We start from the raw sequence: 12,752 nt of genomic DNA on the forward strand, positions 1-12,752 counted from the left end.
AGTGTGAAACTTAAAATAGATCAGTTATTCTTTCTTCAGTAAACTCATACGGCACAGGAGCCTCACTCAGTAAAGGGTTTTGAACCACTTCAGACTCTGGATAAGGCAACAGAAAAATACTTTCATCAGCTACGCCTACTGCCCTGGTATCATTGTCACGAGTATCATCTGGAGAAACTTTATTACTACTTGCATCATAGGTAAAAGCTACGATCGTTCCTCTATCCTGCGCATTTATATAGTTTATAACTTCTTGCTGCTCGTAGTAGGCTCCTCTTACCAAATCGTACCAAAACTGCCCTTCCATACATAGTTCTACTCGGCGTTCGTGCATAATGTCATCATATGTTATGCTGGTTTTAGCTTCTAAGCCGGCTCTAGATCTTAGTTCATTCAAGTACATTAAAGCAGTAGCATCACTGGTACTTTCGTTATTACCCAAAACCGCTTCCACATAATTCAAATAAACCTCTCCCAACCTCATCATATAAGTGTTAAGAGCGGAATTCTGTCTGGAGATACTGGCGTTATCCTTGGTAGATCCAACTACTCCCTTTTTCACATTAACATAGGTATTTTCATGATCAACCGTGTAACCACCATTGGCCTTGCTAATTTCTGGGTAGAAATCGCCATCTGCCATCCAGGTCGCTTTACGTCGCTTATCTTTCGATTCATATTCTAACAATACATCATAAGAAGCTCTTGTATAATACCCCCAAGCGGCATCATCACCCGTAATTTCGGATCCTAAAGCGAAAAAGGCCTGATGCGGATTGTTTACACCATAATCGCCATTGGGAACCCATTGCAGGGCAAACATCGACTCCGAATTATTATTATTTTCTACTTTAAATAAATCGGCGTAATCTGCCATTAACGTGTAAGGGCCTTCATTTATAACTTTCTCTGCAGCTTTTTTAGCTAAATCTAAAAGCGCCTGATTTCTTGTTCCACTATTAGGATTATCACTTAAACCTGCATAGGATAAGTAAAGACGAGAAAGCATACCGTAGGCGCTATATTTTGTTAATCGACCTCCTTGACCTGCCTGTTCCGGTAAAAATTTTGCAGCATATTCTAGATCCCGAATTGCAAATTCATAAACGTCATCCCTTGAATTTTTATTAACTAAAGGGTTATTCACTAATTCTGTTGGATTTGTAGAAATAATAGCATCTCCCCAAAGTGATGCTAAATACCAATAGGCGGTACCTCTCATAAATCTGGCCTCAGCTATATATTGCTTTTGAATATCTTCATCGACCCCACTATTAGTTATACCAATAATTACATTATTTGATTGTTGAATAACATTATAAAGAGATCCCCATGCCTCCACTAACGGTCCTGTTAATCCGGTTTCAGCCAAGTCGCTGAACGGATAGACATAATCTGAAAAGGGTGCATACAGGTTATAAGAACGCCCATCGCCTAACCCGAAATAGAATTTATCGTTAAAGGAAAACCAAACTTTATTATAAAGCGGTGCTGTTGCTGCTTGAAAGTCTTCTTCAGATTGATAGAAATTCTCTTTTGTAATTTGATCTTCTGGTTCTATTTCTAAATTATCACTACAACTATAAGAACTCACAAATAAGCTCATTATAAAAAGTCTATATATTAATTTCTTTGTCTTCATGTTTCTTTTTTTAAAAATTGACATTTATCCCTAGCGTATAAATTCTCGGTGAAGGATAACGGCCGTTATCAATTCCCGTTAATAGCGCATCCTGATTAATAGAGCCTATCTCTGGATCGAATCCTGAGTATTTGGTAAACGTATGTACGTTTTGCAGATTGGTATATATTTTGAAATTCAGAAGTCCGAATTGTTCTACAAAATTACGTGGAAGATTATATCCCAGAGAAATGTTCTGAATTCTTAAATAAGAACCATCTTCTATAAATCTATTGCTATACCTGAAATTAGAGGTTGAAGCTGCTGAAGAAGCAGCAATTCTAGGCATATATCTATCTCCTCCCACGATTTGTACATTTCTATAATCATTAGGACCATCTGGGTTTATCAATCCTAATTCCGCATAACCTAGAGCTGTTTTTAATAGGTTAGTGTTCTCTCGGGGATTTTCTAAAAACCTTCGCTGATAGTTTACCACTTCATTTCCGTAGGAACCAGATAGCAAGACGCTAAGATCAAATCCCTTGTAGGTAAAGGTGTTACCGATACCAAAAGTGAAATCTGGAGAAGGATTACCTATATAATCCCTGTCTTGTTCATTGATCACACCATCGTTATTGATGTCTTCAAAAATATAATCACCAATCCAAACCCCATTTTCTCCAATACTCATTCCGTCCGGTAATGCGGTAGGTACTATCTCGCCATTATTATTTCTATAGTAAAAATCTGTTGCTTCCTCAAAACGCCCAATTACCTTATAACCATAAAACTGGCCAATAGGTTGCCCTACTGCAGTACGCGTTACAATGGTTATATCTGAGCCTTGTTGAAGCGTTCGATTCAAAATTCCAGTCTCAGTATTTAAAGCCAATACCTTATTGCGGTTTGCAGAAAATACGAAGTTAGATCTCCAGAAAAAATCTTTAGTATCCACATTTACGGTATTTAGAGTGAGTTCTATCCCCTTATTTTCAAGTGAACCAATATTTACCCATGGAGCTGAAGTAGAACCTATTCCGGTTGTTCCTACATAAGCAGGCAATGGCAATTGCAATAAGAGATTTTTGGTCTTTTTGTAATATACATCAGCAATAAATTCTACGCGATTGTTAAAAAGATTTAGATCCAAACCTAGGTTACTGGAATAGGTTGTTTCCCATTGCAAGTCCTGATTTGCAGTATTTGCTGCAAGCAATCCCGTACCCCAATTGGTTGCTGATGCCGCATAAGTTGAAGTATATGCGTAATTAGGCACATTTTGATTACCTACAGATCCCCACCCTAATCGGAGTTTTAAATTATTAATAGTAGAATTATCTTTTAGAAAATTTTCATTTGAAATCTTCCATGCTAGAGCAGCAGAGGGAAACCAACCCCATCTATTGTCTTTATAGAATTTTGAAGAACCATCATACCTCAAAGTGGCGGTTAATAAATATTTATCATCATACGAATAAAATGCTCTTCCAAAATAGGAACTAATAGCGCTCTTGTTGCTAAAATTAGAGTTTCTGGCGGTGGTAGCATCCCCTGCATTCAAATCTGTTGCGCCATTTGTAAGATAACCAGAACGATATCCATATAAATTTTCATAATTAGATTCTTGAAATTCCTGTCCTAATATTGCATTTATACTATGTATCCCAAATGTCCTGTCGTAGGTAAGAACATTTTTAAAATTATAATATTTGCTATAGGCTTTAGTGCGGGATCCTTCTCTAATATCATTTTTAATAGCCCCAAAGGTATAGGAAGGATTAAATGTATACACATTAGCAAAACCATAATCGATAGCATATTCGGTTTTAAAGGTTAGACCTTCAAAAAAAGTTATTTCGGCAAAAGTATTTGCCCTGATACCAGCACTTTCATTGCGGTTATCTCTAATGCTGGCCAATCCAACTGGATTGTTCTGAACAAATTCATCTGTATCTGGACCGTCAAAGGTGCCATCGGCATTTCGTACAGCTACATTTGGAGTTTGTTTTAAAGCTGTAATTATTAATGCCTGATCAGAAACTGTGGTTTTTTGCTTAGAGTTATTAAAGGCCAAATTTACCCCTACCTTCAAGAAATCTTTTACCTGTGTATCAAAAACCCCTCTCAAATTAAATCTTTCAAAGGAAGAGCCTATAGCAATTCCCTCCTGTTCTAAATAACCTATTCCCATAGCATAGGTGCTTTTTTCATTACCACCGGAAACTGAAAGGTTATGACTCTGAGTTTTCGCTCGTGTAAACATAGCTTCCTGCCAATCGGTTCCTTCCCCTAAGAGGTCTGGACGAATAAAATTTGGATCTTGTTGAACAATTCCGAGATCTGCCCGGGTATTTTTATGTATCGCATATTCCTGCAGATTAAGCAACTCCAGTTTCGTGGGTATTTCTTGAAAACCTATATAACTGTCGTAAGTAACAGTAGCCTGACCATCCTTACCCCGTTTAGTTGTAATAATAATAACTCCGTTAGCAGCTCTAGACCCATAAATAGCGGTAGCAGAAGCGTCTTTCAATATGTCTAAAGAAACAATATCAGAAGGGTTAATTGATGCCAGAGCATTTTGATTTCCTGTTCCTGTACCGCTGTCTATAATAACGCCGTCGATTACAAAGATGGGTTCATTTGATCCATTTAATGAACTAATACCCCGTATACGAATAGAGGAACTTCCACCCGGAGCTCCACTATTTTGCTGAATTTGAACCCCGGCAGCGCGACCTTGCAATACCTGATCAATGGTGGTGGGAACAGATTGTTCAATAGATTTACTGGACACCGAAACTACCGAGCCTGTTAGATCACTTCGTTTCATTTTACCATAACCAACTACAACGATCTCATCTAAAGAAGAAACATCCAGCTCGAGTGTAGTATTAATCAAACTTTGATTACCAACAGTAATTTCTTGGGTTTTATAGCCTACAAAACTAAAAATAAGAACACTATTGGGAGAAACATTGCTAATGCTGTAATTACCATCAAAGTCGGTCACTACCCCATTAGTTGTGCCTTCAACAAGAACAGATACCCCCATAAGAGGGCCTGTTTCATCTAAAACCGTTCCTGTAACTGTAGTTTGGGAAAATGCAGTAAAACTGACCATAATTAAAACGGCAACCAGGTACTTACCCCGTAGTTTTGAGCTTAATTCATAAAGTAAATGTTGTGTCATGTTCTTGTTAATTTTGATAAAGCGTTTATACATAGGATGATTGATATTTCTACACATCGATTATTACAGAACAGTAAAAACAAAAGACGCTTTTTTGATACCGTTTTTACGAAATCGATTGAGAAATAAAATTTTGTTAAAAAAATCTTTACGCTTAGTAACAAATATATCTGCCGTAATAGAAAATTACTAAAACATTTGCTGCATCTATACATCAATTTTGAAGCATTACCCGTAAAACCTGATGTTTTTAACTGGTTTTAGTTAAGAAAAACTAAAAAGAGAGGGGTAGAAATGACTATTTCGAAACATTTTTTTAAACTTATTTAAGAGATTATTCACACCTATTGAGACAGCAAGAGCAAATTGTTGCAAATTAAAAGCTTCGTTTCACACAAACTATTGGTAAGATTTAGCATATCTACCGCTCTAATAAAAAGGTGTTATTTATAATTCTTAATGCTTACTATACCAGCGTCTGGAATCGCTTCAAAAATTACATATTGTTTGCCATCCTCTTTCTTTATAAAAAATTGAACAGCCTTTTTGTTTTGCGCTACTTTTACAGTGTTCCAATAAAGCGGAATTTCCTTTTTTATGCTAAGAGGATAATTATATATATCATTATCAAGGCCGTCGGTTAGTTCAGCTGTTATAATATTCCTACTATTAGAAAGCTCCTTTACAATTACTGCATCACGCTCTTTAATGTATTTTACTACGTTTACAAAAGTGTCTAACCAGTAAGTAGTTCGGTTAGCGTCAAGGAATTTTAAATGCTTCGCAAGTTCATCACTTTTTATAGATGAATAGCCTCCATCATTATCTACACCATGAAAGAGATAAACTGCCCACCCCTTCTCTACCGCAGCACTTTCGGCGATGTCATTAAAATGTTTCGCTGTTTTATTCTCTGATTCGCTCCCGCATAGAAAGGAGCTAATTTTCATAAAATCTGCAGGAGTTTGAGCCTCTATCTGCTCATCGCAGTCTCTGGCCGCTATATAGAAGTTTTTTGTTAATTCATAATCCTCCGTTATACAATTGGAATAGGCATATGTAAGACACTTATTACTTCCTAACTTTGTAGCTATCTCATTTTTAGAATTTACAAGTTCACTGTTTATTTCCTTCTTAGTTAATTCATCAAACCGCCTATGAGAGTGTGAATGAGAGGCCACCTCGTGACCATTCAGCATTGCAGATCTTAAAGATTCCCAGTTAGGCTCCCATCCGGAAACGGTAAAGAAAGTAGTTTTAAAATTATAATGATCATATATCGGAAGTGCTACTGTTAGCTGATTGGAAGTATTGTCATCCCATGTATGACTAATGGCTGCTTCTGTAAAATTTTTCCATACTGCCACCTCATACTTATTAGAAACTGCGTTTTCTTTGATTTGATATTTACATCTTGTAGAGATTTTATAATTTCTTAAATCCGAGGTCCCATATTTTTCCGTTACAGCTAGATTGATATAAGAAAAAATGAAAAACAGTAGAACGGTTAAAAATTTGTACATAATGAAGTTGATATTTTTTATTAGAAATTCAAATAACTCGAAATCGGTTCCCGAACTTTACAACATAGAAATTCAGCGTGCTTTATAAACAAATATAGAACTGAGATGGATGAACAAATAGAATTTTTGAAGCACGAACTATTAATTTTTAATCATTAAACAAATCTTATATCAATCGATTGCATAAAATATCATATAATTGATTAAATTGAGTATTCGACAGGAGATTTAGTTTTCGTTTAAACCGAGAAATAATCATTGTGACTTTCTTCGAAATCCAATTTTGAAAAAAAGACTTTGTTGAGTTTCTATTTAATGATACCTCTATTTACACGATCATCAGCGTATATATCTTGTTATTGTTAATTATAAACAATTGATAAAAGGCTGGAAGTATATTGAGCTCATGACATTATTTAGACTCACAATAGTAATTTAGTGTTCTTAATCGCTTTATGTTCCCGTTACAGTCTAACTAAATATACCTATAGTAAAACATAATAATAAGACTTAAAATCTTATTTTCACCAAAGTACCCAGAAAGCTCAACTTTCAGTACTTAATAAACTTGAAATGAAACACATAGTAGTTTTGACTGGTGCAGGTATTAGTGCTGAAAGCGGGATTAAAACATTCCGTGATGCCGACGGCCTATGGGAAGGACACGATATAATGGAAGTTGCTTCTCCTGAAGGTTGGAAGAAAAATCCAAAAAAGGTTCTGGAGTTCTACAATCAGCGCCGCAAACAACTGCTTGAAGTTAGCCCCAATCCCGCTCATTTTGCAATTAAGGAATTAGAAAAACTCTATGATGTAAGCGTGATCACACAAAATATAGATGATCTACATGAACGTGCAGGTAGCTCTAAGGTGTATCATTTGCATGGAGAGTTGTTAAAGGTACAAAGTACTTTTGATGAAGATCTAATTATGGATTGGAGAAAGGACCTTAACATAGGACATTTTTGTGAGCACAATTTTCAATTAAGGCCATATGTGGTATGGTTTGGTGAAGCGGTAAAAATGTTTCCTAAAGCTGCTGAAATTACCGAAAAAGCAGATATCCTTATTATTATAGGTACTTCAATGCAGGTATATCCCGCAGCTGCACTTCTAGATTATGCCAAGGATAACACTTCTATCTACTTTATTGATCCTCAACCTAATTTATTAAAAAGCACTAATGTGGAGATCATTCCTAAGAAGGCAAGCCTCGGTGTACCTGAATTAGTATCCCGGCTACTAGAGTAGACATTGGACTAGACGTTCATCAGAAATTAAAATTGATGAAAAATCATGGAAAATAAGAAGGTTTCTGTCTTTGTTAAAATAGCTAAAGGATTATCTTTGATGCTTAAATCCAAAAAACAGCAGGAAATGACACCGCTTTCAGCAATTTCACCTATAGATGGAAGATATCATCAAAAAACAAAAAACCTAAGTGTTTACTTCAGTGAAGAAGCGCTTATTAAATATAGAGTGAGAGTAGAAATTGAATACTTTATCGCTCTGTGCGAATTACCGCTTCCTCAATTAAAACAGGTGGAAACTGCTATTTTTCCTGAACTTAGGGCCATCTATTTAAATTTTTCCACGGAAGATGCTCAAGCAATCAAGGAGATTGAAAAAACTACCAATCACGATGTGAAAGCTGTTGAATATTTTATAAAAGATAAATTTGATAAGTTAGGCCTAAGTGATTCCAAAGAATTTATACATTTTGGTCTTACCTCCCAAGATATTAATAATACAGCTATTCCATTAAGCCTAAAAGAGGCTATTGAAGAGGTGTATTTCCCTTCCTTACAAGAAATTATTTCAACTTTAAAGAACTTGAGCAAAGACTGGGCCCATATCCCACTTTTAGCCAGAACACATGGACAGCCTGCTTCACCTACCCGTTTAGGTAAAGAGATAGACGTGTATATTACAAGAATTGAAGCCCAATTAGAGCAATTAAAAACTATTCCCCATGCAGCGAAATTTGGTGGAGCAACCGGGAATTATAATGCTCATAAAGTTGCTTATCCCGCAATAGACTGGAAACAATTTGGTTCTCGGTTTGTTGAAAACACATTGCAATTACATCACTCCTTCCCTACTACACAAATAGAACATTACGACCATATGGCTGGTCTTTTTGATGCATTAAAGAGAATTAACACCATCTTAATTGACCTTGACAGAGATATTTGGACCTATGTGTCTATGGATTATTTCAAGCAAAAGATCAAAAAAGGGGAAGTAGGTTCATCTGCTATGCCTCATAAAGTTAATCCAATCGATTTTGAGAACAGTGAAGGTAACCTAGGAATTGCAAATGCTATATTTGAACATCTATCTGGAAAGTTACCGGTAAGCCGACTTCAGCGCGACCTGACTGACAGCACTGTTTTAAGAAATATTGGCGTTCCCATTGGACATACTCTTATTGCATTTCAATCTACTTTAAAAGGACTGGGGAAATTATTGCTGAATCAATCTAAAATTGAAATGGACCTAGAAAATAACTGGGCTGTTGTTGCTGAAGCTATCCAAACAATTCTTAGACGCGAGGCTTATCCAAATCCGTATGAAGCCTTGAAAGGCTTAACTAGAACTAATAATGCTATTAATAAGGAAAGTATGGCTAATTTTATTGAAACCTTAGAAGTTTCTGATGAAATTAAAACCGAACTTAAAGCCATTACCCCTCAAAATTATACGGGCATTTAAATAATTCTACTACCCATAAAAAATCCCTTAGATTTACTTAATCTAAGGGATTTTTCTTTTAATTAACTATGCTTCTATTTCGACACTTGATCAGAGAATATTGTAGAAATACCTTTCAAACCATCCATATCTATATCCCCTTTTTCTAAAGACCTCATCAAACCCAATATATCTCCAGGTTTCATATTATCCCCCAGAACTCGAGCTATACCAACACCTCTTTCATTGTCAAATCCATATACCACTACTTCATCAACAGCTTCTTCTTCTCCGGTATAGTATACTTCCATTTTGGCGTTTGCTCCACCATATTTCATCAATAATTGATATTTCTTGTTCTTCAGAATTTCAGAAATATTCGATTTTTCAGCCGCTATTCTTTCTTCATTTTCAGCTTTTTTAGGAATAGCTAACAAATTGATTTTTTTAATAGTTTCCAATGTCTTTAGCTGTTCTTCATCTAAAGATTCAGCATTTGTAAACATACTTGTGGGTACGTCTATAGCAACAAACTCCTTGTTGTCTTGATTATCTACATAGTATTTCTGTAAACTTTGCTCGCTATTACAAGCTATAAAACCAATACTCAGGGCTGCTATGCTTAAGGCTTTTATAAATTTCATATCTACGATTTTTTATTTACTTTCTTTAATTCATTAGCCCCAGGCACTTTTAAGTCGGTAGCCAATTTTGATAATTGAGTAAGATCTATATCTCCCGTGATACTTAAGATCACAGAAACAGGTTTACCATCTTTTTCTCCTTCCATGAACATAAAAAGTTCACTTACAAAATTCTCATTTCTTCCCGGCTTAGAATAGAATTTAATATTCTTACCATCCTCATTCACCCTCATTAATTGTTCAAGAGATCCTTTCTTCAAATATGCGGAAACATCGGTAGACATTTGAGTGCGCACAGATGCCTGACTGGAAGTATACATCTTGATTTCTTTTAAATTCTCAATCAAATTGATGTATTGCTGTGCCTCAGGATCTTCCGAACTAAGATCTACTTTTGCTAGCAATTTGAACATTTTGCTGGTCATTACCATTGCATCTACCTCCTTCATATTTTCGTATTTATCGAAATTCTGAGCATTGCTCACATAAGAGGTCATGGCTATTATTGCTATAATTATTAATTTTTTCATCTGCTTATAGTTTAATTAATTGTTTAAAAATTTGTTCTTGGTGGTATTAAACTCTTTTAAATATTCTAGATCTTTTCTCCCACTATTCAGCACTTCGGCTACCATTTGCAGGGTCTTCTTTGTATTTTCATAAGCTTCCACCGGATCTTCAATGGTTCCTAGATTCTCAGTGGTCAGTTCGTTATTACCGTAATACTGAAACGAAAAAATTCCAATCATAAGTAATAGACTAGCTACTACACCTACTAAACCATAGTATTTATTCGATCTTCTAATTCTTACCTTCTTCTTAGAACTGTGCTTTTTTTCTATCAACGCATAATTGAAGATATCTTGATACTCCTCCAAATGTGCAGGAACATTGTGGCTTTTAAAATAATTTCTAAGCTGGGCTTCTTCTGCTAAAGAGGTTTCCCCGGCTTCGTATTTATCTATTAGCTTATTTAGTTTATGTAATTCCATAACGATGCTTTTTGATCATTTCTTCCCTCAGTTTCTTTCTAATTCTGGATAAAGCCACCCTAATAGCAGTGTGATTCATCCCCGTTATTTCTACAATTTCATCAAATTCATATTGCTCCACTTCTCTTAACTGAAAAATTAATTGCTGTTGGGCCGGCAACTTTTGTAAAATCACATCAATGTGGCTTAGTTCATCTTTGATTTCCAGCTGCTCATGGATTCCCTTTTCCCTACCCTCATAATTGCTATGAACAATTTTTAAATTGTTATTTTGTTTTGACTTTAACTGATCCAGACAGTAATTTTTTGTCATCGTCATTATAAAAGCTTCCACATTGGTATAATGCTTGATACTTAATTTAGCATTCCATAATTTTAAAATAATTTCTTGTGTGGCATCTTCAGCTGCTTCCTTTGATACAAGCAAACGCAGTGCCAAACGGTATACTTTATCCTTTACCGGGTTTATTATATTTATGAAGGTATGCTGGTTCATTTAAATTGGTTGGTTAATAACCTTCTCATCTTTACGACGAATCAAAAATAATTTTGTTACATATTTTTTTGAAATTACGAATATCATGTTACTTTTAGAAAAAAATTAAAATAATCAATTATATATTCTATGAAAATTTACAAACTTATTTTGTTTAGCCTGTTATCGGTAGGTTTTTTTACTGCATGTTCAAGTGATGATACTGATACTCCCGTTAAACCAGATCCAGTTGTTGAAGGAAGAGATCTAACAATAGAAAATTTCATCTATCGTGGTTTAAATGAAATCTATCTATATAAATCAGATGTAGCACAATTGGCTGATGGATATTTTTCTACGGCCGATGACAGAAACGATTTCCTTGATAATTACAGCACTCCCGAGAATTTATTTTATGACGGATTAACTGCAACACAAGACAGATTCAGCTTTATTGTAGAGGACTATGTAGAATTAGAAAATTCTTTTAGCGGTAAGAGTACGACTACCGGAATGTCTTATGGTTTAGTGCGTTATTGTGATGGCTGTTCGGAAGTATTTGGGTATGTGAGATATGTGCTGCCAAACTCTTCTGCCGCGGTGGCCGGAGTAAAAAGAGGCGATTTCTTTAATAAGATCGATGGACAACAACTTACCGATACCAATTATGCTGCGTTATTAGAGCCTCAAACATTTACCATTGGATTGGCTACACTTAACGATACTACAATATCTGATTCAGGAGAAACCATAAACCTTACTAAAACTGAATACAATACCAACCCTGTTTATATTTCGAAGACTTTAGATGTTGGCGGTAAAAAAGTGGGATACTTAATGTATAATAGCTTTACTGCTGATTATGATCCACAATTGAACGATGCATTTGGACAGTTTAAAACTGATGGTGTAACAGAACTGGTACTTGATTTACGTTACAATGGTGGTGGTTCTGTAAGAACTGCAACAGACTTAGCTTCTATGATCACCGGGCAGTTTGCAGGACAACTGTTTATGAAAGAACAGTGGAATGCAGATTATCAGGCGTACTTTGAAGCAGAAAGTCCTGAAAGCTTAGTGAACAACTTCAATACCACCTTAAAAACAGGGGAATCAATTAACAGCCTTAACCTTTCAAAGGTGTACATTTTAACCACGGGAAGATCAGCTTCCGCCAGTGAATTAGTGATAAATGGTTTAAAGCCTTATATTGATGTAGTACAAGTTGGTGAGACTACTACAGGTAAATTCCAAGCATCCGTTACATTATACGATTCTTCTAACTTCGGAAGAAATGGAGCAAATTCTAAGCACACCTATGCTATTCAGCCATTAGTGTTAAAATCGGTTAACTCTGCAGGTGTTTCTGATTATGTGAATGGATTGGATCCAGATTATGAGGTTAGCGAAAACTTTAGACAACTAGGAGTTCTTGGAGATGCTGATGAGCCTATGCTAAAAGTGGCTTTAGATGTTATTCAAGGAAACAGAAGGGCTATTCCAACAGATTTTATTAAATATGATTTTGTAGGAGAAAGCAACATGAGCGAGTTAAACTATCAAAGAATGTATATTGATAAAGTTCCTGCAATTAGAGAATAAATTCC

Annotated in this window: 10 protein-coding genes; 3 read left to right on the forward strand and 7 right to left on the reverse strand. The window is 35.5% G+C overall.

Annotation, left to right across the window (positions count from 1 at the left end; translation table 11 throughout):
• Window positions 1–10 precede the first annotated feature (10 nt).
• From L1I30_RS08820 to L1I30_RS08830, 3 genes are all read right to left on the reverse strand, one after another.
• Window positions 11–1,642, reverse strand: coding sequence for a RagB/SusD family nutrient uptake outer membrane protein (locus L1I30_RS08820; protein WP_236133913.1), 1,632 nt, complete (start codon window positions 1,640–1,642; stop codon window positions 11–13).
• A 10-nt stretch (window positions 1,643–1,652) separates the two neighbouring features.
• Complete coding sequence (locus tag L1I30_RS08825; RefSeq protein ID WP_236133914.1) at window positions 1,653–4,817, reverse strand: SusC/RagA family TonB-linked outer membrane protein; 3,165 nt, start codon at window positions 4,815–4,817, stop codon at window positions 1,653–1,655.
• Window positions 4,818–5,260: 443 nt separating this feature from the next.
• Window positions 5,261–6,340, reverse strand: coding sequence for a polysaccharide deacetylase family protein (locus L1I30_RS08830; RefSeq protein WP_236133915.1), 1,080 nt, complete (start codon window positions 6,338–6,340; stop codon window positions 5,261–5,263).
• 573 nt (window positions 6,341–6,913) lie between these two features.
• Here L1I30_RS08830 and L1I30_RS08835 point away from each other — a divergent pair.
• A complete protein-coding gene (locus L1I30_RS08835) occupies window positions 6,914–7,591 on the forward strand; it encodes an SIR2 family NAD-dependent protein deacylase (RefSeq protein WP_236133916.1) in 678 nt (225 codons plus the stop codon).
• Between the two features lie 126 nt (window positions 7,592–7,717).
• A complete protein-coding gene (purB, locus tag L1I30_RS08840) occupies window positions 7,718–9,055 on the forward strand; it encodes an adenylosuccinate lyase (RefSeq protein ID WP_236134031.1) in 1,338 nt (445 codons plus the stop codon).
• Between the two features lie 74 nt (window positions 9,056–9,129).
• Here the strand turns inward: purB and L1I30_RS08845 are convergent, their stop codons facing one another.
• From L1I30_RS08845 to L1I30_RS08860, 4 genes are read right to left on the reverse strand one after another with little or no spacing between them, the layout of a single operon-like run.
• The gene (locus tag L1I30_RS08845) at window positions 9,130–9,678 is read right to left on the reverse strand and encodes a GFO_1091 family lipoprotein (protein ID WP_236133917.1); all 549 of its coding nucleotides are present in this window, start codon (window positions 9,676–9,678) and stop codon (window positions 9,130–9,132) included.
• Between the two features lie 2 nt (window positions 9,679–9,680).
• Entirely contained in the window at window positions 9,681–10,208 is a 528-nt protein-coding gene (locus tag L1I30_RS08850) for a GFO_1090 family protein (RefSeq protein WP_236133918.1), read from the reverse strand.
• Between the two features lie 15 nt (window positions 10,209–10,223).
• Window positions 10,224–10,670: a PG0215 family putative anti-sigma factor gene (locus tag L1I30_RS08855; protein WP_236133919.1), complete on the reverse strand. Its 447-nt coding sequence runs from the start codon at window positions 10,668–10,670 to the stop codon at window positions 10,224–10,226.
• Window positions 10,657–11,166: a GFO_1088 family ECF-type sigma factor gene (locus tag L1I30_RS08860; protein ID WP_236133920.1), complete on the reverse strand. Its 510-nt coding sequence runs from the start codon at window positions 11,164–11,166 to the stop codon at window positions 10,657–10,659. Before L1I30_RS08860 ends, L1I30_RS08855 begins: the two co-directional genes overlap by 14 nt.
• A 129-nt stretch (window positions 11,167–11,295) precedes the next feature.
• On the opposite strand from L1I30_RS08860, the gene L1I30_RS08865 reads away from it, so the two are divergent.
• Entirely contained in the window at window positions 11,296–12,747 is a 1,452-nt protein-coding gene (locus L1I30_RS08865; RefSeq protein ID WP_236133921.1) for a GFO_1087 family putative carboxy terminal peptidase, read from the forward strand.
• The last annotated feature ends 5 nt before the right edge of the window (window positions 12,748–12,752 follow it).

Source organism: Gillisia lutea, from assembly GCF_021568705.1.
Classification (GTDB): Bacteria; Bacteroidota; Bacteroidia; order Flavobacteriales; family Flavobacteriaceae; genus Gillisia; species Gillisia lutea.

What these genes read in the sequence shown, in the direction of transcription:
- L1I30_RS08845 (WP_236133917.1), bottom strand. Translation starts at nt 9,678, where the DNA reads ATGAAATTTATAAAAGCCTTAAGCATAGCAGCCCTGAGTATTGGTTTT.
- L1I30_RS08855 (WP_236133919.1), bottom strand. Translation starts at nt 10,670, where the DNA reads ATGGAATTACATAAACTAAATAAGCTAATAGATAAATACGAAGCCGGG.
- L1I30_RS08865 (WP_236133921.1), top strand. Translation starts at nt 11,296, where the DNA reads ATGAAAATTTACAAACTTATTTTGTTTAGCCTGTTATCGGTAGGTTTT.
- L1I30_RS08860 (WP_236133920.1), bottom strand. Translation starts at nt 11,166, where the DNA reads ATGAACCAGCATACCTTCATAAATATAATAAACCCGGTAAAGGATAAA.
- L1I30_RS08825 (WP_236133914.1), bottom strand. Translation starts at nt 4,817, where the DNA reads ATGACACAACATTTACTTTATGAATTAAGCTCAAAACTACGGGGTAAG.
- L1I30_RS08820 (WP_236133913.1), bottom strand. Translation starts at nt 1,642, where the DNA reads ATGAAGACAAAGAAATTAATATATAGACTTTTTATAATGAGCTTATTT.
- L1I30_RS08830 (WP_236133915.1), bottom strand. Translation starts at nt 6,340, where the DNA reads ATGTACAAATTTTTAACCGTTCTACTGTTTTTCATTTTTTCTTATATC.
- L1I30_RS08835 (WP_236133916.1), top strand. Translation starts at nt 6,914, where the DNA reads ATGAAACACATAGTAGTTTTGACTGGTGCAGGTATTAGTGCTGAAAGC.
- L1I30_RS08850 (WP_236133918.1), bottom strand. Translation starts at nt 10,208, where the DNA reads ATGAAAAAATTAATAATTATAGCAATAATAGCCATGACCTCTTATGTG.
- purB (WP_236134031.1), top strand. Translation starts at nt 7,718, where the DNA reads ATGACACCGCTTTCAGCAATTTCACCTATAGATGGAAGATATCATCAA.